The sequence below is a fragment of the Prevotella sp. LCP21S3_D2 genome, from assembly GCF_052118345.1.
Classification (GTDB): domain Bacteria; phylum Bacteroidota; class Bacteroidia; order Bacteroidales; family Bacteroidaceae; genus Prevotella.
The window spans coordinates 358,271-381,820 of sequence record NZ_JBQKHJ010000001.1; the positions used below are offsets into that span (position 1 = coordinate 358,271).

General features: G+C 46.8%; 21 protein-coding genes. 10 read left to right on the top strand and 11 right to left on the bottom strand.

Going from position 1 to position 23,550, the window contains the following annotated elements; genetic code table 11:
- Positions 1–12: 12 nt before the first annotated feature.
- A complete protein-coding gene (locus tag ACTQ16_RS01455; RefSeq protein WP_117664025.1) occupies positions 13–339 on the bottom strand; it encodes a DMT family transporter in 327 nt (108 codons plus the stop codon).
- 160 nt (positions 340–499) lie between these two features.
- Here ACTQ16_RS01455 and ACTQ16_RS01460 point away from each other — a divergent pair, with 160 nt between their 5' ends.
- Together ACTQ16_RS01460 and ACTQ16_RS01465 are read left to right on the top strand one after the other, a co-directional pair.
- A complete protein-coding gene (locus tag ACTQ16_RS01460; RefSeq protein WP_294935647.1) occupies positions 500–1,063 on the top strand; it encodes a Crp/Fnr family transcriptional regulator in 564 nt (187 codons plus the stop codon).
- 260 nt (positions 1,064–1,323) lie between these two features.
- Positions 1,324–2,619 (top strand): ATP-binding protein, encoded by a 1,296-nt coding sequence (locus ACTQ16_RS01465; protein WP_441935784.1) that lies wholly within the window; start codon positions 1,324–1,326, stop codon positions 2,617–2,619.
- Between the two features lie 21 nt (positions 2,620–2,640).
- Here ACTQ16_RS01465 and ACTQ16_RS01470 read toward each other — a convergent pair whose 3' ends face one another.
- The 4 genes from ACTQ16_RS01470 to ACTQ16_RS01485 are packed head-to-tail and all read right to left on the bottom strand — an operon-like array spanning position 2,641 to position 6,738.
- The gene (locus tag ACTQ16_RS01470) at positions 2,641–3,690 is read right to left on the bottom strand and encodes a FecR family protein (protein ID WP_441935786.1); all 1,050 of its coding nucleotides are present in this window, start codon (positions 3,688–3,690) and stop codon (positions 2,641–2,643) included.
- Between the two features lie 11 nt (positions 3,691–3,701).
- A complete protein-coding gene (locus ACTQ16_RS01475; RefSeq protein ID WP_441935866.1) occupies positions 3,702–4,166 on the bottom strand; it encodes a sigma-70 family RNA polymerase sigma factor in 465 nt (154 codons plus the stop codon).
- A gap of 16 nt (positions 4,167–4,182) precedes the next feature.
- Positions 4,183–5,565 (bottom strand): outer membrane beta-barrel family protein, encoded by a 1,383-nt coding sequence (locus ACTQ16_RS01480; RefSeq protein ID WP_441935788.1) that lies wholly within the window; start codon positions 5,563–5,565, stop codon positions 4,183–4,185.
- Positions 5,566–5,574: 9 nt separating this feature from the next.
- Positions 5,575–6,738 (bottom strand): carboxypeptidase-like regulatory domain-containing protein, encoded by a 1,164-nt coding sequence (locus ACTQ16_RS01485; RefSeq protein WP_441935789.1) that lies wholly within the window; start codon positions 6,736–6,738, stop codon positions 5,575–5,577.
- A 230-nt stretch (positions 6,739–6,968) separates the two neighbouring features.
- On the opposite strand from ACTQ16_RS01485, the gene ACTQ16_RS01490 reads away from it, so the two are divergent.
- The 4 genes from ACTQ16_RS01490 to ACTQ16_RS01505 all read left to right on the top strand — a co-directional run bounded on the left by ACTQ16_RS01490 (position 6,969) and on the right by ACTQ16_RS01505 (position 10,958).
- Positions 6,969–8,333 carry a sigma-54-dependent transcriptional regulator gene (locus tag ACTQ16_RS01490; RefSeq protein ID WP_441935790.1) on the top strand — a complete coding sequence of 455 codons (1,365 nt, stop codon included), beginning with the start codon at positions 6,969–6,971 and terminating at the stop codon, positions 8,331–8,333.
- Between the two features lie 45 nt (positions 8,334–8,378).
- Positions 8,379–9,707 carry a sensor histidine kinase gene (locus ACTQ16_RS01495; protein ID WP_441935792.1) on the top strand — a complete coding sequence of 443 codons (1,329 nt, stop codon included), beginning with the start codon at positions 8,379–8,381 and terminating at the stop codon, positions 9,705–9,707.
- Between the two features lie 78 nt (positions 9,708–9,785).
- The gene (locus ACTQ16_RS01500) at positions 9,786–10,106 is read left to right on the top strand and encodes a nucleotidyltransferase domain-containing protein (RefSeq protein ID WP_153091455.1); all 321 of its coding nucleotides are present in this window, start codon (positions 9,786–9,788) and stop codon (positions 10,104–10,106) included.
- Positions 10,107–10,166: 60 nt separating this feature from the next.
- Positions 10,167–10,958 (top strand): Fic family protein, encoded by a 792-nt coding sequence (locus tag ACTQ16_RS01505; RefSeq protein WP_234564746.1) that lies wholly within the window; start codon positions 10,167–10,169, stop codon positions 10,956–10,958.
- 124 nt (positions 10,959–11,082) lie between these two features.
- On the opposite strand, the gene ACTQ16_RS01510 is transcribed toward ACTQ16_RS01505, so the two are convergent.
- The 6 genes from ACTQ16_RS01510 to ACTQ16_RS01535 form a co-directional block, all read right to left on the bottom strand.
- A complete protein-coding gene (locus tag ACTQ16_RS01510; protein WP_441932989.1) occupies positions 11,083–11,748 on the bottom strand; it encodes an ABC transporter ATP-binding protein in 666 nt (221 codons plus the stop codon).
- A gap of 48 nt (positions 11,749–11,796) precedes the next feature.
- Positions 11,797–14,181: an ABC transporter permease gene (locus ACTQ16_RS01515; protein WP_441935794.1), complete on the bottom strand. Its 2,385-nt coding sequence runs from the start codon at positions 14,179–14,181 to the stop codon at positions 11,797–11,799.
- Positions 14,182–14,230: 49 nt separating this feature from the next.
- Positions 14,231–15,484 (bottom strand): efflux RND transporter periplasmic adaptor subunit, encoded by a 1,254-nt coding sequence (locus tag ACTQ16_RS01520; protein WP_441935796.1) that lies wholly within the window; start codon positions 15,482–15,484, stop codon positions 14,231–14,233.
- A 3-nt stretch (positions 15,485–15,487) separates the two neighbouring features.
- Complete coding sequence (locus ACTQ16_RS01525; protein WP_296971824.1) at positions 15,488–16,909, bottom strand: TolC family protein; 1,422 nt, start codon at positions 16,907–16,909, stop codon at positions 15,488–15,490.
- A gap of 175 nt (positions 16,910–17,084) precedes the next feature.
- A complete protein-coding gene (locus tag ACTQ16_RS01530) occupies positions 17,085–17,765 on the bottom strand; it encodes an ABC transporter ATP-binding protein (protein ID WP_118311189.1) in 681 nt (226 codons plus the stop codon).
- 31 nt (positions 17,766–17,796) lie between these two features.
- Positions 17,797–20,139, bottom strand: a complete 2,343-nt coding sequence (locus ACTQ16_RS01535) for an ABC transporter permease (protein ID WP_441935798.1) — start codon at positions 20,137–20,139, stop codon at positions 17,797–17,799.
- A 186-nt stretch (positions 20,140–20,325) separates the two neighbouring features.
- On the opposite strand from ACTQ16_RS01535, the gene ACTQ16_RS01540 reads away from it, so the two are divergent.
- The 4 genes from ACTQ16_RS01540 (at position 20,326) to ACTQ16_RS01555 (ending at position 23,407) form a co-directional block, all read left to right on the top strand.
- A complete protein-coding gene (locus ACTQ16_RS01540; protein WP_441935799.1) occupies positions 20,326–20,898 on the top strand; it encodes a response regulator in 573 nt (190 codons plus the stop codon).
- Between the two features lie 75 nt (positions 20,899–20,973).
- Positions 20,974–21,852 (top strand): sensor histidine kinase, encoded by an 879-nt coding sequence (locus ACTQ16_RS01545; RefSeq protein ID WP_441935801.1) that lies wholly within the window; start codon positions 20,974–20,976, stop codon positions 21,850–21,852.
- 154 nt (positions 21,853–22,006) lie between these two features.
- On the top strand, positions 22,007–22,198 hold the full coding sequence (locus tag ACTQ16_RS01550; RefSeq protein ID WP_294970802.1) for a hypothetical protein: 192 nt from the start codon (positions 22,007–22,009) through the stop codon (positions 22,196–22,198).
- Positions 22,199–22,426: 228 nt separating this feature from the next.
- Positions 22,427–23,407 (top strand): TolB family protein, encoded by a 981-nt coding sequence (locus tag ACTQ16_RS01555; RefSeq protein WP_441935803.1) that lies wholly within the window; start codon positions 22,427–22,429, stop codon positions 23,405–23,407.
- Positions 23,408–23,550 lie beyond the last annotated feature (143 nt).

Consider the following 23,550-nt stretch of genomic DNA (forward strand, 5'->3'; position numbering starts at 1 on the left):
TTCTGCCTCCTTTCAATATGACACGATTTTCAATCCTATCAGGGAAGCAATGAGCGTGAACAGGAAGAAAAGACGGATGGGAGAGGCCGGCTCCTTGAAGACGAATATCCCTATCAAGACCGTGCCGACCGCCCCGATACCCGTCCAAATGGCGTATGCCGTTCCCAAAGGTAAAGTCTGAACCGCCTTGGCAAGCAGGGTCATGCTCAATACTGTGGAAGCCAAGAAGCCGCTACCCCACAGATAAAAAACAAGTCCTGACGCAGCTCTCGCTTTACCCAAGCAGAATGTAAGGCTCACCTCAAACAATCCTGCCAATAATAAGATTATCCAATTCATAACTATGATTTATTAAATTCAGGTGCAAAAGTAAGTAAATAATCTCTAATTGCTTTTTTCATTTGGTAAAAACTGATTTTACATTTGCAAAAAAACAGCCGTTCATTTCCGTTTTTATGTGCAATTTTATAATTTTGCACACCAAATACAACAATGAGTTATGGATATAAAGGAAATCATCAATCAAAGATATGCCATGCCGGATGCGTCTTTGGATAGATTGCGGCAATGCCTGAGTGAGGTTTCGTACCCCAAAGGATTCCGCGTGTTGGAAAACGGCAAGATAGAAAAGGATATCTTTTTTATCAAGAACGGCATTGTCCGCGCTTACACTTCGGTGGACGGGAAAGAAATCACCTTTTGGGTTGGCAAGGAAGGAGCGACCCTTGTTTCCATGAAAGGATACGTGAACGATGAGCCGGGATATGAGACGATGGAGCTGATGGAAGATTCAGTCTTATACGTATTGAAGAAGAAAAAGCTGAAAGAATTGTTTACGGAAGACTTGCATATTGCCAATTGGGGACGGCGTTATGCGGAGATGGAATTGCTTGCCACCGAGGAACGGCTGATTTCCATGTTGTCCGCCATTGCTTCGGAACGGTACAAAGAGTTGTTAGAGAAAGAACCCGATTTGTTGCAACGGTTGCCGTTGGGAAACATAGCTACCTATTTAGGCATAACACAAGCAAGTCTGAGCCGGATCAGGGCACAGATAAAGTGACGTAATTCGGCGGATATTCCATAGTTTTTTAATATTACTCAAAGCTCAAAGCCATGAGCAAAATTACAAATGTTCCCTCAGAAATGCGAAACTTGAATTAAAAATACAAGATTGGGATAAAGAAAGAACAAACTTTCCTTTTGAAAAGGAAATAATTGCCGATTTCTTTCCTTTTTAGAAGGAAAGTTTGTATCTTTGCAACCGAGTGTAGGTAGCTACATATTAACAATAAAATAATCAGTAATAAAGAAGGTACACAAATGGAACTACGCAGCACATTTCAGTCAATCATTTCCTTGCACCAAGAGGAATTACCTTTTGCCTTGCAAGAGAGAAGCACCCAACTTCCGTTGGATGGAAACCGCATCGTGACTGTTACTGGCATTCGCCGTTGCGGAAAGTCATCATTATTGGGACTTACGATTAATCGCCTGCTACAACAAGGAACTCCAAAAGAGCGCATCCTCTATGTAGGCTTCGACGATGAACGTTTTCTTTCTATGTCGCCCGAAAATTTCGATGAATTGCTGCAAGCTTATCGTGAAATGTATCCTGACACATCGCTTAAGGATGTTTATATGTTTTTTGATGAGATACAACTCATAGAGGGCTGGGAACTCTTTGTTCTCCGGGTGTATAAGAATTATTGCAAGCATATCTATATAACAGGTAGCACAGCCAAGATGCTTTCAGAAGAAATGGCTTCCGCTTTGCGAGGATGGCCTGACGAATATCGCGAGTATCCTTTGAGTTTCAAGGAATATTTGGCGTTCAAAGGCACCAAGGCAAATCCATTTAGCGAAGCTGGAAAGGCAAAGTTGGCAGTTTCCTTCCGAGGATATTGCGAGGAGGGCGGTTTTCCAGAGGTTGTTCTCGAAAAAAGCAAGATGGAAAAAGTCAAAATCCTGCAGTCTTACTTCAACACCATGCTCTTCAGGGATATGGTGGAGCATTATCATATCGGAGCTTCTCCTTCGGTGGTGCGTTATTTCTTAAAGCGTGTGATGAACAATCTCACGAAGCCGACTAGCGTGAACAATATTTATAACGACTTGAAATCGCAAGGCTTAAAGGTCTCCAAGGATTCCCTCTATCTGTGGCTCGACTATGCTTGCAACATTTTCATGTTTCGCAAAGTGGAAAAATACGATAAGTCGATGGTAAAACAGCGTTCTGCTCCTGCCAAATATTATGTGGCAGACATTGCCCTGCGCAATGCCGTATTATTGCCTGAGAGCGAAGATGCAGGCAAGGCTTTGGAGAATATTGTTTATCTCAACTTGGAGAGAACGCTTGGAGAAGAGGACGGGATATTCTACTTCTATGAATCGAAGGAATGCGACTTCGTTGTGAAAAAGGGCGAGCGTGTAGCTGAGCTGATACAAGTCTGCTGGACATTGAATGATGATAACGTAGAACGAGAGATAGGAGGCTTGATAGCTGCCTCCTCCGTTACAGGCTGCAAACAGGGTAAAATCATCACTTTCTCCCAACGGGAGACCTTCGAACGAGACGGGATAAGGATTGAGGTTATGCCAATATGGGAGATGGAATAGGAAAAGGGGCAAGACCATGGCTTAAAGCACCATGATCTTGCCCTTTTCCATTCTGACTTTTGCCACACCCATCTCGTTCAGCGCCGTGATGATTTCCTGCAGGCTTGCCCTGCGGGAGAAGCGGAAGTGGATGAGCTTATCCATATTCGCCTGGGACTGGAAGACTACGGTCTTGTTGTACCAGGCTCCGATGTCGCTCATCGCCTCTGCCAGCGTAACCTGATCCATATCGAAATCGCCTTCCAGCCAATCGGAGACTGAAGAGGAAGCCCTAGACACCACTATCTTATCCGACTGGAGCGTAGCTGTCTGCCCCGGGCGCATCTCTACCTCCGTATCGGCATTGCTCACCTTCACCTTGCCTTCCATCAAGGTTACCTTTGGGGCATCCTTGCGATAGGCTTTCACATCGAATACGGTACCTAATACCTGCGTCTGCATCTCTCCTGCCTTTACCACGAAAGGCCGATGAGGATTCTTGGTTACCTCAAAATGAGCCTCGCCCTTCAGACGGACTTCCCGGACTTCTGCATCATCGAAAGATACAGGATATTCGAGCTTAGAATTGGCGTTGAGCATCACCCTGGTGCCATCGCTCAGCGTTACCAATGTGGTGGTTGCTGCCGGGGTAGAAACCATGCAATAGCCATCGCTCAGGGTCTGCTCCACCTGCTTGGGAGAAGAGACCTCCGAGAAAAGCTCCATGGAGAACTCCGTAGGCTGAGAAATCTCCTGGGATGAACGGAAAATAAAAAGAAAGAGGCTTGCCGCTACTGCAACAGATGCCGTAATCCAAGTCAGGATTCGGGCTTTATCTATCTTTTTCTCAGACAATTCATCTTCTGCCTTCTGTAGATGTTCCTCCTCAGAAGAAATATGCTTCTGCTCGAAGGCTTCCCAAGCTGCCAGCGTTTCTTCCTTCGAAGGCTCATCGCCCAAGGCTTCCCCGAATATCTGGGAAAGCCGGGCATCAGAAACATTTTCTGAAACTTTCTCAGAAGCATTCTCAGAAACATTTTCTGATACAGAATCCATTCTATAATCCAGTTCTTGATCTTGATTCTTATTCATGATTTTTCCTCCTAATTCTCTATGTTTGTATGCTTCATTCGCTCGCGCAAGATGGCGAGTGCCTTGGAAATATGCTTCTTCACGGTGTTGGGACTGATGCCCAGCCTGTCGGCTGCCTGCTGATAGGTGAGATGCTCGAAATAGCAGAGGCGGAGAATCGTGCAGGTGGGTTCCTTCAGCTCCCTCGCTATCTGCTCCGCCTGTTGCAGCAGGCGCTCGTGCTCCTCATACCGGGTACTCATATCATACTGGGTGGCCTCTATCAGCGCCTCTACGTTGGTCTGTTCCACCTGCTGGTGCTTGAGCCAGTTGAGGCAGGCATTTCTCACCGATGCATAGAGCCAGCTCCTCCTTGTTTCCATCTGCAAGGAGGAGAATTGGTTCCACGCCTTCTCGAAAACATCTCCCACAACGTCCCGGGCCTCGTTGCCGTCTCCCAAAAGGGACACGGCATAACGCACCAATCGAGGATACATTTCCAGGAATAGCTGCTTAAAGTCGTTGTCTTTCGCTCTGTCCTGCGCCACTACCTTTATATTTATTTCTTGTTGCGTTGAATGTGTATCTCACATTCATGAGAATTTTCTGATTATCTGCATATCGGGTTAACGTGCGATGCGACTGCGTGCCGTTTGCCTCGGAATAATAATATCCTGTATGCAAGAGGTCTTGCACAACAAACATCACCTTGAGGGCATCATTCTTCATGAAGTTCTTGGAAACCCGGAACTGCATATTGCCCGTACATTTTCTCCTTCCGATTCCCATCTCTGCCTTCGTGCTGATGTTGCCCGAAAGATTCATGAACCACCGGTGAGGAAGCCTCAGATTGTTGTTCATGCTGAATGTAAACTGAGGCTGGTTTTTGCCAAACTCGGGGATATTGAGATGATCTACATTATCATGACCGTAGAAGACACTCGCCGTGAGGTTAGGATACCAGATTCCAAACGAAGGCGCCACACGGATATTGGCTCCACAATAGTAGGAATGAGGCACCGAAGCCATCGTCTCCAAAAGCACACTCGGATGGTTCACCTCGTCGTAAGGCTTGTACCAGGTCATGTACATATCAAGTACATAGTTGTAGTAAGCCATGAACGACAGCCACTTGTAATTGCCCGACAGGTTGAAACTGTGCTGCTTCTGAGGCTTGAGATGAGGGTCACCTGAATAGTACTCGTACTTGCTGTCGTAGTCGATGCTGCTCTGAAGCATGACGTAGATAGGACTGTACTTGTTCAGACGATAGGAGAAGGCAAGATTCAGATTACTCTTGCTGTAGCCGATGGATGCAAATGGAATCCAATCCCTGTAGCTGGGACTCTGTTCCGCCTGCAGCACATCCTTCTCGTAATAATCGGTCTTCTGGTATTCGTATCGCAAACCGGCTCCATAGTTCATGTGTCCGATGTTCAGATAATACTCCAGGAATCCGGCATAGATAGACTGGCGGATGTGGTTGAAGGCATCGGCAGAAAAGCCGCTTTGGGTGAAGTCGTTGCGGCGGTTGGTAAACATCTCTTCCGTTCCGAAGGAAAGCCTACCCTTCCACAAAGGTCCCGACACCACCAGCTTGGCAGCATAGAGATTACTCTTCACCTTGCTCTCTGATTCCGCATCCAGCTGTCCGTCGTTTATCGCCGTCTGGGACCTCTGACTCACCTTGTTATAGAAGTCGCCATTGAAATTGATGTTCCATTTGCCGAAATCGCCATTATAATAGGCGTTCACGCTATGCGACCAATGGGGCTTGCGTTTCGAAAACAGATCTACGCCCATGCTTTCCGTCAGTTTGCCATCCTCCCACACATCGGTTGCTCCCCAGCTGTGGGTGTAGTTGTTACCTATTATATTGGTTGTCTCATAGCGCATACCCAGCGATTACTTCTCGGAAATCTCATAGTTGAAACCTGCGTTCATAAGAATCTCTCCACCAAGGGTTTTCGTGGTTCTGCGGCTGTTGAATTCCCAGTCGCTGGTGGTATGGAGCTGGGTTTCGGAATGGGCGGTGGTGTGCGAGCGATTCAATCCCACTCCCACTTCGCCGAAGATATCGAGTCCGCCCGTACGATAGTTCAACTGCACATCATCAAAAGTATGAGGCGAATAACGGCCCTGCATATATTCAGAATAAAGGCTTCCGCTCAAGCCTTGTCCGCGCTTGCGAACGGCACGCAGACGGATTACGGCATTGGTCTTGGAACTATACTGCGCTCCGGGAACGGTAACGATTTCTGCCTTCAGAATATCCTTGGCGCTCAATCGCTTGAGTTCGTTCAGATTCTCCAGTTTCCTGCCGTTGAGATAAATCTCGGGCGCTCCACGACCGATAATTTCCCAACTCCCTGCTTCGCCCGAAACAAAGGGCAACTGACTGATCATATCTTCGGCAGAGCCCAGTTCGCCCAGGATGGTACCTGATACCAAGGTGGTGAAGGCACCGTCCTTGTACACCACATTGGGGCGGGTACTCTTGATGGTTACCGCCTTCAGCTGCTGGGTGTCGGGATGCAGACCGATGTGCATGGTAGGCTTGCAGGCCAGGGTCTGCGACTTATAGCCCACAAACGAAACCTTCAGCATCACATCCTTATCGGCATAAGGAAGCACGAAGCTTCCATCCTCTGCCGTTACACAACCGGCCACATAAGCCTTGCTGACGGAGGAAATCAACACCACGTTGGCGAAAGGCAGAGGCTTCTGGTGCTCATTCACTACGCGGCCCTTGATCTGTTCCACCCGGGTTGTCTTGCCCGTATATTGAACGGCAAAATAGGTGTTGTGCTCTACGAAGGAGAAAGGTTTCCCTTGCAGCACCATCTCCAGGGCTTCCTTCTGGCGCTTAGCCTGGATATTGGCAGTAACGCGATATTGGTCGGTAGCCTGATAGGCAAAGAGGATATTCTTCTCGCCCGCCTTTTCAATCTTCTTCAACACGGAAGTAAGCGTTTCGTTATGCACCTGAAAGGTCATACCTCTGCTTTGAGCAAATAGGGAAATGCTCAAGACAAGACTCAGTATAAGGGAAGTCGTTCTTTTCATCATTTTTCTTGTTTTTATGATTCTACTTTGTTCATAATACAACATCCCCCTGGAATCGGGTACGCCTATTAAAAAAATAATGTTGCAAAAGTACAAAAATAATCGGGAAACTTGCCATTTGTTTTCACCAAAAAATATTCTTCCTGCCACTTTTGGCGCCTTTATCGGCTTTTTTTCGTCTAATTATTAGACAATCATTACCCATTTCCGATGATATTTCGTAACTTTGCACCATGATTAAGAAACAAGGAACGATATTGATTGTTGATGACAACCGCAACATTCTTACTACAGTAAGGATGCTGCTGGAACCCATATTCGATGGCATCATCACCATCGCCAACCCTAACTCCATCCCAGCCAAGCTGAGAGAGGAGCATCCTGACGTGGTGCTGCTCGACATGAACTTCTCCAGCGGAATCAATTCGGGAAACGAGGGACTGTACTGGCTCAGGGAAATCAAGAGCCTCAGCCCGAAAACCGAAGTGGTGCTCTTTACCGCCTATGCCGACATCCAACTTGCCGTAACAGGCATCAAGGAAGGTGCCGCCGACTTCATCGTGAAGCCTTTTGAAAACGAGAAGATGATACGTACGCTGGTAGAGGCTAGGGATAAGAATAGGGCTGTGGATAACATTATCAACAGGAATGGTGGAAAACCTGGTGGAAAAGATGCGCAAAGCGCTATGTATTGGGGAGATAGCGAAGTTATGAACAATTTGAGAAGTATTGTGGAAAAAGTTGCCGCAACCGATGCAAATATCCTCATTACGGGCGAAAACGGAACAGGTAAAGAGGTGTTAGCCAACGAGATACATCGTTTATCCACAAGATGTGGAAAAAAGATGCTGCCTGTGGATATGGGAGCCATTACGGAAACCCTTTTCGAGAGCGAACTCTTCGGTCATGTGAAGGGTGCTTTTACTGATGCCAAGGTGGATAAACCGGGCAAGTTTGAGCTTGCCGACGGCAGTACCATCTTCCTGGATGAGATAGGAAACCTATCCTACGGTCTTCAGGCAAAACTCCTTACCGCCCTGCAACGCAGAAGCATCGTAAGAGTGGGCGGAAGTACGCAGATTCCCATCAACGTACGACTGGTTTGCGCCACCAACCGCAATCTGCAGCAGATGGTAAACGATGGCGAATTCAGAGAGGATCTGCTCTACCGCATCAACACCATCCATCTGGAATTGCCTGCCCTGAGACAGAGAAAATCAGACATCGTTCCGCTGGCAGAAAGATTCCTCCGTCAATATGGCGATTTATATAATAAGTTGAATCTCCGTTTTTCGGAAGAGGCTGAGAAAAAACTTACCAGTTTGCCTTGGTACGGCAACATCCGTGAACTTCAGCACGCCATCGAGAAAGCCGTGATTCTGTCTGATGGCGGAATGATTTCTGCCGAAGATATTGACGGCGGAAACCAGCAGAAAAGAGAGAAGCCCCTGGAAGAGGTTCAGACGCTCGACGAGATGGAGAGCCGAATGATAGAGAAAACCATCAGGGAATGTGAGGGAAACCTGTCGGTGGTAGCCGCAAGACTGGGCATTTCCCGCCAGACGCTTTATAATAAGATTAAGCGATACGGGTTATGAATTTAGGCACGGATTACACGGATTACACGGATTTTTAGTTATCAGATGAATAGTCAGTTAGCAATCATCGTTTTATTGGTGATTTTGGTAGTTCTAGTAGCAGTCAACATCTGGCTCTACCGCCACTATCGCCGGAACATCAAGAAGGTAACCTTCCTTTTTGATGCGATAGATAATGGGGATTTCTCCTTCAACTTTCCTACGGAGAAGGGGTTTAAGGAGGATAAGATTCTGCATCAATCCCTCAACCGCATCAAGCTCTTCCTGCAACATACGAGAGAGGAGCAGATGGATCGGGAGAAATATTACGAGCAGATTCTGAATGCGGTGGATACGGGCATCCTGGTGGTGGATAGTCACGACAACATCCTGCAACATAATCAGGCAGCCCTCCGGTTGCTCGATACGGATGTGCTTACCCACATGAACCAGGTAAAAGAGAAACTGAAGGATGAACACTTGGCAAAGCATGAGACGCAAGCCATGCTGAAAGACAAGCACGTGCGTATCATCGCCCTGAGCGACGTGAGCCACGAGCTGAGCAATCAGGAGGTGGATTCTTGGATCAAACTGATTCGTGTGCTGACCCATGAAATCATGAATACCATCACGCCGGTTACTTCATTGAGCGAAACTCTGCTGAAAGAATTGGGCAGCAAGGAGTTGCTGATTGCAGATAACGAATCTGATGATTTACATTCTCCAGGCAAATTGATAAAGGTTTCAGAGAAGCCACAATCTGCTGAGCAAGCGAAGCTGAAGCAAGGCTTGAAAACCATCCACAAAACAGGAACCGAGCTGTTGGCTTTCGTCAACAACTATCGCCGCTTCACCCATGTTCCCCAGCCTCAGCCTGCTCTCTTCTATGTGGAACCATTCCTGGAAAGAATGGCGTTACTTTGCAACCACGAAGTAGAGATAGAAGTTTCTCCCAAGGATTTGCTGGCTTATGCCGATGAGAGTCTCCTCTCTCACGTGGTAACGAATCTTCTGAAGAATGCCGTAGAAGCTTTCAAGGAAAAGGGAAAGTTATCTGCAGAAAGAAACAAGCAAGATGGAAATAAGCAGGGTAGGAACAAGCAGGATTGCCGCTCCGCGGATTTGCAATCCGCGGCAAGCAAGAAGGCATTTATCCGTCTCAAAGCCTACGCCAACGCCCAGGAATCCATCATCATCGACGTGAGCAACAACGCCGGTCTCATCCCCGAAGATGTAGCCTCCCACATCTTCATCCCGTTCTTCACCACGAAGCCGGAAGGAAGCGGAATCGGTCTCTCCCTCTCCCGCCAGATCATGCGAGTAAGCGGCGGCAGCCTCTCGCTCTATCAGGACAAGGCGCAGGGAATCACCACCTTCCGCATCATCATCCCATAAAAAAGTATAATTTTGGGGAAGAAAGTTTGGCGCTTTCGCTTTTTTACCATATCTTTGCCATTATAAAAGATTAAGCTTATGTCAACAGACGATAAGACCATATTAAAGATAAAAGATATAGCTAAATCTGCTATTCCTTCAGGAAGCAAGGCTATATTGTATGGATCAAGAGCGAGAGGTGATGCTCGCAACGATTCAGACTGGGACATTCTTATCCTTTTAGACAAAGACAAGCTGGAACAAACGGACTACGACAGAGTAAGTTACCCGTTTGTCTTGTTAGGTTGCGACCTCGGCACAGAAATCAATCCCATTCTTTACACAAAGAAAGAATGGGAATCGTATAACTTCACCCCTTTTTACGAGAATGTAAATCGAGACGGCATTAGTTTAATATAAAAGTTATGGATCAAGTAAAAAACATATTAAAGTTAGTCAAATAATTACTTACAGAAGATTATGGCATTCGAAAAGGAAATCAAGGAATACGAGGATTTGAGAGGAAAATATCAAACCCTTATCATCAATAAAATGGATAGAGAAGAGTACATCAAATATAATGAAGTACTCTTCTCTACCCATTCGTGCGCCATTGAAGGCAATTCATTCTCCGTAGATGATACCCGGGAACTGAAGGAGAAAGGTCTGGGGATGATTCCTGCCGGAAAGACTCTCTTCGAGGCTTTCGAAATGCTTGACCACTTCGAAGCCTTTGAGTACATGATGCAAAACACGCAGCATCCACTCGACGAGAATCTTCTGAAAGAAATCAACAGGCGGGTTACCTGCCATACGCTTTCCTACCGTTCTCCAGAAGCCATTCCGGGCGAATACACCACCACAGACATGGCTGCAGGCGATACGGTATTTGGCGACCACGAAGAACTCATCGCCAGAGTTCCCAAGCTGTTGGAATCTACCGAAAAAGCCATCGTTTCGGCAGCCGTTCATCCCATGATTCTTGCCGCCCGCTTCCATGGCTTCTACGAATATCTCCATCCCTTCCGTGATGGGAATGGAAGAACAGGACGACTCATCAGCAACTACATTCTCTTAAGATTGAATCATCCTCTCCTCATCATCCCATCCGAAGCCCGACAGGAATACATTTCTGCCCTCCGCATGATTCGTACGGAAGCTACGGACGAACACCTCATCCGTTTCTTCTTCAAGATGGCAATACAGAGAATGGAAGAAGAGCTGAAGCAGAAAGAGGCCAATACCAAGCGATTTATGACTTTTCTCTTCTAATATGGTCAAACATTTTACGGATTTCGGCATATTCGCACTAAAACATTTTGCGGATTTCGGCAAAAGTCTTATTCGACTACACGTAAATCACTAATTATAAGCGAAATACGTTTTCTTTGAAATTTTACTCATCCACTATCTGTCCATCAAACAGGCGGATGGTGCGATGGGCTATCTTGGCATCATGCTCATTATGCGTTACCATGACGATAGTGGTGCCCTCGTGGTTCAGCTCGGTAAGCAGATGCATCACCTCGGCACCATTCTTGGAATCGAGGTTACCCGTAGGCTCATCGGCAAGGATGAGCTTCGGACCGAAGACCACGGCACGGGCGATGGCTACTCGCTGTTGCTGACCACCTGATAGCTGGTGAGGGAAATGCTTGGCACGATGGCTGATGGCCATTCGCTTCATAATCGCCTGCACCTTTGCCTTGCGCTCTGCCTTCGGAATATTGAGGTAAGTAAGAGGAAGCTCGATGTTCTCCTCTACATTCAATTCATCTATCAGGTTGAAGCTCTGGAACACAAAACCAATTTCTCCCTTTCTCACATCCGTACGCTCCTTTTCCTTCAGGTTTGCCACCTCGTAATTACCCAGGAAATATTTTCCTGAAGTAGGGTTGTCGAGCAAACCGAGAATGTTGAGCAAGGTGGATTTGCCGCAACCGGATGGTCCCATAATGGCAACAAACTCGCCGTCTTCTACTGTGAAAGATACATTATTTAAAGCAATCGTCTCCACATCTTCTGTGCGGAATGACTTGCAAAGATTCTCTATTTTAAGCATTTTCTTATCTTTTTACTTTTTTACCTTTTTACTTTTTTACTTTTAATTTTATTCATCCTTGAGATATTTCACCGGATTACTATTCGCCACCTTGTAGCAGTTGATGATGACGGAAAGCCCGATGATGACGAGCAAGATGATGGTAACGCCGATAAACAGCAAAGGCGTCATCGTAATCTTCTCGCTGAACGACATGAGCCATTGTCTGGCTATCAGCCAAGCCCCCAAGTCGCCCACGATGATGCAAGGCAAGGCAATCTTCATAATGTCCTTCAGGAAGATGCGAAGAATATCCTTCACCTTCGCTCCGTTCACCTTCCTTATCGCAATCTCCTTGCGGCGGCGGTTCACCTCATCACTCGTATAACCCACCAATCCGAAGAGGGCGATAATCATCGTCACGATGCCGGCAACCAAGATTCCGTTGCGGAAATTGAGCTGGGAAGCGTACTGGTTAGCCAATTCTGAAGCATAACTCTTCACGATGACCTTATTGTTCGGATACATCGCCTGCACCTTCGATTGCAACTCCGACAACGATTCATCCCTTAGTTCATTAAACTTAACCAACATATAGTAAGCCGTCTTGGCAGAATAGAAATACAAGTCAGGAAATCCATTCATTCCATCACCACCAGTTTCCGCAGCCCCCCAGCGAATATTCTTGCTCACGCCACAAATGGTAAAGATATTATCATCATGTCCCGTACAGGTAATTTGCTTGCCAACTACGCCATCCTTCCAATGCCACGTCTTGATGAGTTTCTCAGCACCTCGTTCATCAATAATAACCTGACGGCAACTGTCATTTCTTTCCGTAAAGAAAGAGCCCTGAACGATAGGAATATTCATCATCTTGAAGAAATTATCGTCCACTCCCGACATCTCCATGATATTAAAGGTATTTTTATCGTCGCCAGGTACTCCTACCATATTTCCACTACGATCATACCCATCGAGCGGAACATTAAAAGTCGAACTGCATTCCTTGACATTCGGTATTCGCCTGATTTCTGCCAGACATTGATTGCGCTGGTCTCTATTGCTTGCATCTATCGAAACTATCGCTACATGATCATAATCATACCCAGGATTGAGCCCCAACATCAGCTGGTATTGACCATTCACGATGTAAAGCAAACTGAACAGCAAACCAGAGATAACGAACTGGATGCCCAGCAAACCAAGTTTCCATCGGTTGCGATTCTCATTATAACCACGGAAAGCGATGGCTACAGGAATCCTGTTGTAAAGCCAACCTGGCAGCAAGCCGCCAACCAGCAGTACCAGAATACAGATAGCCACCAATATCCAACTGCCACGATTAAGCACCAACGTGCTTACCGGAGCAGAGAGGAAGTTTTCGATGGTTCCCTTGCAAAGGAATACAAGACCTGCAGCAAGAACAACCGCCAGCCCCACATGCACCAAAGCCTCAGAGAAAATGATGGCATGAATGTTCTTCGATTCGGCACCATAACACTTACGGACAGCCATTTCGCGAGAACGACCCACAAGATTTCCCACGATGATAAGCAGATAGTTCATCACAGAAGTAAAGAGGAGGACAAAAGCGATAATTCCCATAATCCATCCCATCTTCTTGACATAAGGATCTTGGGTGTAAACATCGCTCAATACCGTGAAATCATAGTTCAGTTCTATTCCCATATTCTTCATCTCCTTCAAAGGAAAATGATCCTCTCGCATCTTATTCACGTAAGGCTTGAGTTCTTTTGCCTCATGCCCCTTTGCCAACCGGATGTAGGATCTATAACAATCATTTCCCACCCATTGGCCTCTGCCATCGTAGGAATATACGTATGGCACACTACACCTCGACAGAATCATCTGCGTACCATGAAAGGAAGAACCCCAAGGAAACGCTTCGAAAACACCATAGATGGTAAAAGTGGTTCCCGGATATTTAGAAAGCGTGAAATGCTTACCAACAACATTACCACCTATCTTTGCTGCCGTTTCTGAATCGATGAGACAGGATAAGGGTTGGGATAAAATCTGTTTAGCCTTGCCTATCAATATCTTCTGTGGAAAGACATCGAAGAAACTACTGTCTGCCATCCAGATATTGGCAGAAACGATGTTCTGGTCTTCCATCTTGCATTGGGCATCATCATAAAAATAGCAAGTACTTGTTGCAGCTTCCACCATAGGCGCATATTGCTTTACACCTTGGGCGGTGGCTCCTGAAGTATTGGTAAACTCCATGGTTTCGCCATGGTTAGTACCCACTTCCGAAATCAGATACGTCCTCCCCCATCCAGGAAAGTACGTATCGTAAGTCTGCTCGAAATAAATCTCGGCAATAATTACCGAACTGATTGCCAAGCCGAGCGCCAGACACAAAATCTTCACAAAATTGTGCTGGCCTCTTCGAGGCAGATTCTTGAATGCGTTAATAATATGATTCATAAGATATATTATTGTAAGGGCGTATGCCCCAATTTAACATTTAACATTTCTAATTTAACATTAGAATTTCATTATCCTTATATGCCTCATAGCCGCTAACGATAACCTGCTCACCCGGCTCCAAACCTTCAATCACCTCATAATACTGAGGATTCTGGCGACCGATGGTGATCTTTCGGCGATAAGCTTTTTTGCCACTCTTGTCTAATACAAAAATCCATTGACCGCCCGTTACACTATAAAACGTGCCTTTAGGGATAATTATTGCCTGCTTAGACTGACCGAGCTGCAAATCTACATAATAGGTCTGACCGGTTCGGATGTTGTCAGGACGAACGCCCTTGAAGACGAAGTCGATACGGAACCTGCCGTCTCTTACCTCGGGATAAACCTTGCGGACCTGCAGGAGATAATGCTTGCCGTTCTGGTCGAAAGTGGCAGTAAGTCCCGGTTTTACCCGGTCGATGTAATGCTCATCCACCTGCGCCTGCACCTTGAAATCGCTGAGGTCGTTGATGACTCCTATCTTCTGTCCGGCAGAAATGCTCTGTCCCAGCTCCACATCTAGCAAGCCGATTTCGCCCGAAATGGTGCTGCGGATGTTCAGCTTCTCCTTGCGCTGGCGAACCAGCTGCACATTCTTCTGCATGGCTTCCAGATTATCGCCCATCTGATCCATCTGCGAACGGCGGAGCTGTGCATCCTTCTTCAATCGCTTGCTGATGAGCGCATGCTTCTTGACGGCAAGGTCGTAATCTTCCTTAGCCTTCAGATACTCCTCGCGCGAATTGAGTTCTTCCTTGTGCAACGCCTCCTGATGCTGATAGGAACGGCGCTTGGTAATGACATCCTGCGAAAGCGACAGTTCCTCGTTGCTGTTGTTCAGACGGTCCTGCTCCATCGAAATCTGGGTGTTGCGAAGCATGTCCTGCTTTTCGGCAAGTTCGCTTTCGGCATTCAGAATCTCCAGGTCGAGATTCGAATTGCTCAGTTTCACGATTACATCGCCCTTGTTCACGTGGGCACCTTCATCCACCACTTTCTCCAGAACAATACCGCCTTCCTCGGAACTGATTTGCACCACGGAGATTGGAACCACCTGTCCATCCACCGAAACATAATCGTTGAACTGCGCCTTCTCCACGGTTCCGATGCTCAATCCCTTTCTATCCACCTTCAGGGTGGAAGAGAAATTGCCCAATCCCAACCAAATGAGGACTGCGATCAAAACCGCTCCTCCGCCAATCCATGCCCAGTACTTGCGAGGCACGAGATATTTTTTCTTTTCTATCTTTATATCCATAATTTATCTTATTAAATTTTCTCCCTGATAATAAGCAACTAACCTTTGTTTGATGATGAGCAGCATCTGCATCTGGAGTTCCTTGATTCTGCTTTCCAGAAGCGTCTGGGCTGCGGTATGAAGATCGAAGGTGGAAAGCATTCCTTCCTCAAACTTCCGGCTCGACATGTGATAGGCGAGCGAATCAGAGACCACCTTCTTCTGCATCTGATGCAACTCCTTGGCGTAACCCTCTGCATCCATTACCGCCTGGGCTATCTGGTCGTGAAGCTTGCGACGGGTTTCCTCCAGGTTCACCTGCGCCAGTTGCCAGTCGTTGCGTGCCTTCTTCACGCTGTGCCATCGGTCGCTATTATAAATAGGTATGGAAAGGGTCAATGCGAGGTATTCGCCCTGGTTGTTGCGAAACTGCGAGGCAAACCCATCGTATTGCCCTTTCTGAGAGAGATTCTTGTAATAGTTGGTAGAAATGCCGCCACCGAGAGAGAGTGATGGCAGCAATCTGCCTTTTGCTATCTTGTAATCATACCGTGCCCGCTCCACTTCGTATTCTGCCGACTTCAAATCGGGAGAAATATTCTGGAAGCCCTGGTAAACGGTTTCGTAGTTTACAGGTAAGATTGACGTTTCTATTTTGTCAGTCCCCAGATTCTCTACCCCATTTGGTTCTACGCTCTGACTACCAGCTTCTTTCTCGCTTTCTTTCAGCATTCCTGATTCCAGGCTTTTCTTCTGAGTCTTCGTCAGAGCCGCCAATTTCAGCTCTTCATCCACCGGAAAATTCATCGCGGATTTCAAGGCGAGCAGACTCTGTTTTGCCACATTCTCCTGATGCGTAAGATTGTATTCATCTTCTGCCACCTGCGATTCCATCTGCACCACATCCGGTCGGCCTTTCTCGCCCAGTTCATACAGGCGCTTCATCTTAGCCAGCATCCGCTTGCTTTCGTTCAGTTTCTCGCTTGCTATCCGAATGCTTGCCTCAGCATAGGCAGCATCCACATATTTCTGCATCACGTCGATGGCGCGGTCGTCCTGAATCTTCTGCATCGCCGTGGCAGAATAATCCCGGCTCAGCTTAGCCTGCTTCAAGGCGTTGATGGTGGCGAAACCGTCGAAGACATTCAGTTCGGCATAAAGCTGATAGTAGTTGTTGAATGTCGTTACATTATTATAAGTATTGGTTTCCGGGTCGATGTTTCGTCCCCAGGCATACTGTCCCTGCACGCCACCCGTTAGGGAAGGCAGGAATCCAGCCACAGCATGCTGGTAATCCTGCTTGCGCTGGCGGGCATTCACCACCTCCCGCTTCACCTCCGTGGCGTGCTCCACGGCGTATTTCATACAGTCGTCAAGGCTCCAGCTCTGTGCTGAAGCGCCAGCCGCCCAGACCAACCATCCTATCAATATTCCTATTCTTTTCATAATCTTCTTCATTTTGGCATGATAAGGACAAGAGCCGTGCCAAAACAGCATTTCTCCTGATAATCAAGCCATTAAATAAAAACCCTCATTAAACAAACTGTCCAACAATTAGACACCACCGTCTAATTGTTGGACAGTAAACCGCAGATCAAAGCTAATCATTCGAAACCAAAGATCAAAGCTGATCATTCATCGCATCCACCACTTGTCCATCAAACAGATTGATGATGCGACTGGCGTAGGTAGCATCGTGCTTGGAGTGCGTAACCATCACGATGGTGGTTCCCTCTTCGTTCAGCTCGCTGAGCAACTGCATCACCTCCATACCATTCTTGGAATCGAGGTTACCCGTAGGCTCATCGGCAAGGATGATGCTAGGCTTGCCCACCACGGCACGGGCGATGGCAACCCTCTGCTGCTGACCGCCCGAAAGCTGATGAGGATAATGCTTGGCACGATGGCTCAGCTTCACCTTTCTCAGAATTTCGAGCACGCGCTCCTTGCGCTCCGCCTTCCCCACTCCGAGGTATTTCAGCTGCAAATCCACATTTTCCTCAACGGTAAGTTCGTCGATAAGATTGAAGTTCTGGAACACGAAGCCGATGCGACCCTTGCGATAGGCGGTACGCTCACGCTCCTTCAGATGACCCACTTCCTCGTTATTCAACCAATACTTGCCTTCCGTAGGACTATCCAGCAAGCCCAGGATGTTCAGCAAGGTTGACTTGCCGCATCCCGAAGGCCCCATGATGGCGATAAACTCACCATCCTCTACTTCTATGTTTACGCCGTTCAGGGCGATGGTTTCCACCTCTTCCGTGCGGAATATTCTAGTTAAATTTTCTGTTCGTATCATCGTTAGAAATCTTTTTAAAGTTTATGACTCATTATTCAGCCTTGATGCTGTCTATCGGATTCGACATTGCCGTACGCAGGGTGCAGCCGATAACCGAAACAAAGGCTATCAATAAAGTAAAGATGGCACCAGCCAGCAACACCCACCAAGGGAAGGAGATGCGATGGACGAAATCCATGAGATAAGTCTGCATCAGCTTCACGCAGATAGGGATGGCGATGACCACAGCCACCAGCGAACTGACGAGGAATCTCCTAGCCAGTTGCCAAGCCGCATCCCCAATCGAAGCGCCCATCACCTTGCGGAGGGCAATCTGCCGCTTCTGCTGGTTGCCGTAATAAACCGACATTCCGAAGAGACCCAGGGCAGAAATCAGGATAGAGATGCTCATGAATGTGATGATGAGCACCATCATATTATGCTTGTCCTTGAGGTTATTCTTCAAAGTATCATCCATATACTCCACATCCATTTCCGTAGGAACACCCATCAGTTCCTTAGCCACCTGCTTGCAGGTATTCCTGATTGCCTGCAGCGCCTGGGCATGATCGCCACGGGTTTTCACCAGAACAGCCCATCCACCCTGCTGCGGGGTAATGACTCCAATGGCATTATGCTCCGTTTTCTCATTCTCGCTCAGCGCATCTCCACTATGATAATCGGCAATCACGCCGCACACCTCATATTCATGTTTACCATCCTTCATTCTCATTCCGAACCAAGGCTTGTGGGCAGAAACGCCATAGGCACGCTTCGCCTCTTCCGTTACCCAAATCTTGCCATAGGCTGGTTCGCAATACTGTTCAATCACCTTGAATCCCAACATCTTCATCGCCGTGGAATCTGCCATGAACATACGGAGCATTCCTATTACTTTTTCATTGTCATCATGCACGCCATTTCCCCAGCTTACAATAGGATTGGCGTTGCCGTAAGTGGCCTCTTCCACCTCAGGAAGCGCTTTCAGACGGTTCCTGAGGATAGCCATCTTCTCCGGCGAACCATCCAAAGAAGAATAGATGTAAACAATATCCTTCGTCTGATAACCCAAGGGCAAATCGGCAAGATGCTTCATCTGGAGCATCATCGTTATCGCCATGACTACCAGCGTGATGCTGATGACGTTCTGGGCTACGATAAATATCTTGCTGAACCACATCTTGCTGCGCATGCGGATGGTTCCCTTCACCACATCTATCGGATTGAAACGGGAAACCACGATAGCAGGAAGGATTCCCGCAAAGATGGAAATGATGACGTAAGCCAACGGCAGGAACCACAGAAGGTCGAAGGAATGGAACAGGTCGATTTTCGTATCCAACATAGAATTGAACAACGGGATGAATGCCCAGGAAATCAACAAGCCCAACAGGAAGCAGACTGCCGTGAAGAGCGCCGACTCCTTGAGATAGCGCAGCATCACGCCCTCTACCGATTCGCCCAGCAGCCTTCGGGTAGCCATCTCCTTCGCACGGTTGCCAATCTGAGCCACCGTAAGATTGATGTAATTAAACAAGGCTGAGAGCAGCAGGACCAGCGCCACGACCAGGAGGATATTCACGAGAGTACGATTGCCATGCTTGAAAATATCGACACTATCAGTTGTAAAATGAATCTGGTCCCATCTCATAAACTGGCAGCCCCACATGAAGTTGACTCCATCCGATTCCTTTTTCCAATCTTTCCAATAGTTCATATATTTGCCGAGCAAGGTCTTTCTCACCTTTTCGGGGTCAGCATTCTTTGCCAGTTGTGCCACCGTGAAGGTTGAGCCAAATTGATCCATCGGCTGAGCCTCAGCTTCTATCAGTTTCATCGACACGAAAATATCGTATGGGTTAAAAAGGTCTTCACGGCCGAAATCCTCCATGATTCCCACCACCTTGAATTGCAGTTTACCGCATTGGATGGTGCGGCCGATAGGATTGGCGCTGCCGAAGGCTTTCTTGGCGAATGATTCCGAAACCATCGCCTGATGAGTATCCGAAAGGAGATGATCCGGCGCACAACCACGGCATTGATAACCCATGAACTGGCAAAAGTTCGGGTCTATAGCCAGACATTTTGCCTCATAATACTGTCCATCTATCAGGGCTCCCTGCGGAGCATAATATTCACCAAATCTTGTCCATCCCTTGATTTCCGGGATGGAAGGAAAGAATTCCTTGGCTGTGCCCCAGGTCATTCCGAGATAATCGCCGGAACCTGCAACATAGAGTTCCTTCGCCAGTTTCTGATTCGTTCCCACACGATACTCTGCAGTAGCGTAGGAAACGAGAATCAGCACAAAAGCCAGTGCCACCGAGAGACCCAAGGCCTCTATGGTGGCATAAAGCTTGTTGCGTGATAAGAATTTCACATAACTTTTCATCATATACTCATTTATTTTTTGTTTCACTAAAATCAAACGATAAAGGAAGAATACCATCTCCCTGTTTTCGTTAGCTGCTGCAAAGGTAGGGCTTCTCCCGTTTTCTGCCAAGATTTCCGGCAGCCCGGAAGGTGGATTGTATGAAATTCATACACTCTATTGTATGATTATCACACAACAGCCCCATTTTTGTTTGTCGTTTCGGGAAAAAAGCGTACTTTTGCAAACAAAAAAATAAAAGAAATGAAATACGGAACCCTTCTTGTCATCGACGATAATCCGTCGATACTCACGGCGCTGAAGATCTGTCTGAGCAATACGTTCGAACGGATCCTCACCCTTTCTCGCCCCGATACCGCCCCCACGCTGCTGCAACAGGAGCAGGTAGATCTCATCCTACTCGACATGAACTTCTCGCTCGGCGTAAACAGCGGACAGGACGGTTTGCTCTGGCTCCGCACCTTCCGCCGGCTCCACGCCCACATCCCCGTGGTGCTCATCACCGCCTTTGCCGACGTGCAGCTTGCCATCAAGGGATTGAAAAGCGGAGCCGCCGATTTCGTCACCAAACCCTGGGATAATGACGAACTCATCAGAACCCTAAAAGATGCCATCGACAACAATACGGAAGTGGCAACCTTGGAAAATTTCGAGAACGATTACATCCGGAAGGTCGTGGATAAATGCCACGGCAACATCTCGCATGCAGCCGAAATGCTCGGCATTACCCGACAAACCCTCTATGCAAAACTGAAGAGATGACTTTTGGAAAGGGAAGTTAAAGAAGTTAAGAGAAGTTAGGGAGAAGTTAAGAGACAAATGTATTAGAGCAATTTTATGGTTATTATCAAGATTATATATTTAATAGGTGGAATCTGCCTCATCCTGGGCGGCCTCATCTATCTGTTCTTTCGCCATCAGCGAAGGCTGAAGGCTCGTGCCTTCCTGATGCGTGAGGCTGTAAGAAATGGCGATTACGCCTTCCGCCTACCCACTTCGGGCTTGCTTCCAGGCGAAAGAGCTTTGCAGCAGGCACTCAACGACATGCAGGGCGATATTGCCCGCCTCGTAGCCAGACACGAAGTGGAATCCTGGCAAAAGCTGACCCGTGTACTCACCCACGAAATCATGAACGCCACGGCTCCCATCTCCAGCATCTGCCAGGCTTATCTCAGCAACCCGCAGATCAAGGGAAGCGAATACGAGGAAGGCATTCAGGCGATTCACGACACCAGCAAGTCGCTCACCAACTTCGTGGATAGCTACCGCAAGCTCACCCAGCTTCAGGCTCCCGTCGTAGAACCCCTTCCGCTCGCCTCTTTCCTGGAGAGCATCAAGGCGCTCTATCCCGACCTCAGCTGGCACCTTTCCCTCCCTCAGAATGCCACGCTGGAGGCCGACCGCAACATGCTGCGACAGGTATTCATCAATCTTACCAAGAATGCCATCGAAGCCCATGCCACCGACATCGACGTCCGCATGAGCAGGAACGACCACCCTATCCTGCTGTTCAGCAACAATGGTGCCCCCATCCCTGCCGATGTGGCACGGGAAATCTTCATTCCATTCTTCACCACCAAATCATCCGGAACGGGAATCGGACTATCTCTCTCCCGCCAGATGCTGATGATGCAGAACATCGAACTGGGACTATCCGACAACAGTCTCTCCGGCTACCATGTTACATTCTATCTGGAAAAGCAAGACAACAGCTAACGCTCCTGCCGTTTCACATTTCAAATACGTGAAAATTTAAAACTTTTCTATATTCTCCGAAAGAAAATGACAAAAAGTTTGGAGTTTTCGAAAAAAAACATTACCTTTGTCACCATCAAAAAGACAAAATGAACAACGAAACAACATAAAAATTATGATGACAATCGAAGAATACAGAGCAGCCATCTTTCAAGCACTGCTCGATGCAAAGAACGAGGACGGAACTCAGCTTCTCAGCGAAAAGGAAGCCAGAGAAGCCCTCAACGGCTTTACCGACGATGAGTTGCAGGACGGCATCTTATGGAATACGCCTGAGGATGTGGCGGGAATCATACTGGAAGGTTAGAGCTCTTTAGAGTTCTAACCTTTTTATTTCTTTCTCATAAACATTTTTTTAGTAAGAGACACACTGTTTGTCCAAATAAGACTTTTTTTCATCATGCCATACAAAAAAATGCCTAAAAATTTGCAAAAAACGCATATTTTTATTATTTTTGCAACGGTATTCGATTGTAAGCGACAACGATTAGATACTACAAATAATGAAATTCTATTAATTTAAAACTAAGAAAGTATGAAAAAAGTATTATTATTAGCCATCTTGGCGAGTGTAACGCTCTCAATTTCTGCAAAAAAGAAATTGGCTATTACTATGACAGGAGAAAACCTGGCGACATTAACACAAGTTACAGACAACCAAGAACCATGCTTGGATCCTTTTGGTGGAGACAATGGTTCCCCTTTATATTTCTCAGTAAGAGAAAATAAAAAATATTATAACATCTATAAAAAGGAGAATCCTTTTTCTGCAGCAATGGCACAGAAAACTAGCGGCAAGAACTTCAATCGCCAGCCAAATTTCAATCCTGTAACTGGCAAGATTGCCTTTAGTTGCCAACAAGACGGAGCTGGAACATCCGACATATACACCATGTTTGACGATAAGGGCAAGGCATTGTCACAAATTACAGAAAGTAGTGATGCATACGAGGAATATCCAAGTTTTAGCAAAGATGGCAACTTGCTAGTATATGCAAGAACCCAACTCAGCTATTACCGCAAGGCTAATTGGTCAACATTCTTCTTCGGCTTTGGTGGTACAACCATTGTCGTAGAAAACAGTGAGATTTGGATGAAAAATCTTAAAACTGGAGAAACAACATTGCTTGGCAATGGATACCAACCATGTTTTTCACCTGACGGCAAACAAATTGCATACGTAAAGTATTCTAGTGATGCAAAGAGTACAAGTATTTGGATTATGAACATTGATGGAAGCGACCAAGTGCAGGTCACTGACGCCAAAAAGGGATTTGCACTCACACCTCGTTGGAGTCCAGACGGCAAACGCCTCATCTTCCAAGCATCCAAAAAAGACAAAAAAGATGCAGACCTTTACGTCATCGACGTAGATGGAAACAACCTTACACAGCTGACTATCAACAAGTCATATGACGGTCAACCATATTGGACGACAGATGGTTATATTTATTTCGTTTCCGACCGAGGCAATGACGCCGGCAACTATCAGATTTGGAGATTTAAATATGAATAATCATCAGAAGAAGATTCTCTCTTTAACGCCAAGGAAAGAGAGAATCTTTTTTTTGAAAAAAATCTATCAAAATTTTCCTTTTTCTTTGCACAATCCAAATATTATTTGTAATTTTGCACCGCTAACGTTGGGGACTTTCAAAA

Excerpts from the sequence above, each read along its gene's own strand:
- ACTQ16_RS01455 (WP_117664025.1), bottom strand. The coding sequence starts at position 339 with ATGAATTGGATAATCTTATTATTGGCAGGATTGTTTGAGGTGAGCCTT.
- ACTQ16_RS01460 (WP_294935647.1), top strand. The coding sequence starts at position 500 with ATGGATATAAAGGAAATCATCAATCAAAGATATGCCATGCCGGATGCG.
- ACTQ16_RS01465 (WP_441935784.1), top strand. The coding sequence starts at position 1,324 with ATGGAACTACGCAGCACATTTCAGTCAATCATTTCCTTGCACCAAGAG.
- ACTQ16_RS01470 (WP_441935786.1), bottom strand. The coding sequence starts at position 3,690 with ATGAATAAGAATCAAGATCAAGAACTGGATTATAGAATGGATTCTGTA.
- ACTQ16_RS01475 (WP_441935866.1), bottom strand. The coding sequence starts at position 4,166 with ATGTATCCTCGATTGGTGCGTTATGCCGTGTCCCTTTTGGGAGACGGC.
- ACTQ16_RS01480 (WP_441935788.1), bottom strand. The coding sequence starts at position 5,565 with ATGCGCTATGAGACAACCAATATAATAGGTAACAACTACACCCACAGC.
- ACTQ16_RS01485 (WP_441935789.1), bottom strand. The coding sequence starts at position 6,738 with ATGATGAAAAGAACGACTTCCCTTATACTGAGTCTTGTCTTGAGCATT.
- ACTQ16_RS01490 (WP_441935790.1), top strand. The coding sequence starts at position 6,969 with ATGATTAAGAAACAAGGAACGATATTGATTGTTGATGACAACCGCAAC.
- ACTQ16_RS01495 (WP_441935792.1), top strand. The coding sequence starts at position 8,379 with ATGAATAGTCAGTTAGCAATCATCGTTTTATTGGTGATTTTGGTAGTT.
- ACTQ16_RS01500 (WP_153091455.1), top strand. The coding sequence starts at position 9,786 with ATGTCAACAGACGATAAGACCATATTAAAGATAAAAGATATAGCTAAA.
- ACTQ16_RS01505 (WP_234564746.1), top strand. The coding sequence starts at position 10,167 with ATGGCATTCGAAAAGGAAATCAAGGAATACGAGGATTTGAGAGGAAAA.
- ACTQ16_RS01510 (WP_441932989.1), bottom strand. The coding sequence starts at position 11,748 with ATGCTTAAAATAGAGAATCTTTGCAAGTCATTCCGCACAGAAGATGTG.
- ACTQ16_RS01515 (WP_441935794.1), bottom strand. The coding sequence starts at position 14,181 with ATGAATCATATTATTAACGCATTCAAGAATCTGCCTCGAAGAGGCCAG.
- ACTQ16_RS01520 (WP_441935796.1), bottom strand. The coding sequence starts at position 15,484 with ATGGATATAAAGATAGAAAAGAAAAAATATCTCGTGCCTCGCAAGTAC.
- ACTQ16_RS01525 (WP_296971824.1), bottom strand. The coding sequence starts at position 16,909 with ATGAAAAGAATAGGAATATTGATAGGATGGTTGGTCTGGGCGGCTGGC.
- ACTQ16_RS01530 (WP_118311189.1), bottom strand. The coding sequence starts at position 17,765 with ATGATACGAACAGAAAATTTAACTAGAATATTCCGCACGGAAGAGGTG.
- ACTQ16_RS01535 (WP_441935798.1), bottom strand. The coding sequence starts at position 20,139 with ATGATGAAAAGTTATGTGAAATTCTTATCACGCAACAAGCTTTATGCC.
- ACTQ16_RS01545 (WP_441935801.1), top strand. The coding sequence starts at position 20,974 with ATGGTTATTATCAAGATTATATATTTAATAGGTGGAATCTGCCTCATC.
- ACTQ16_RS01550 (WP_294970802.1), top strand. The coding sequence starts at position 22,007 with ATGATGACAATCGAAGAATACAGAGCAGCCATCTTTCAAGCACTGCTC.
- ACTQ16_RS01555 (WP_441935803.1), top strand. The coding sequence starts at position 22,427 with ATGAAAAAAGTATTATTATTAGCCATCTTGGCGAGTGTAACGCTCTCA.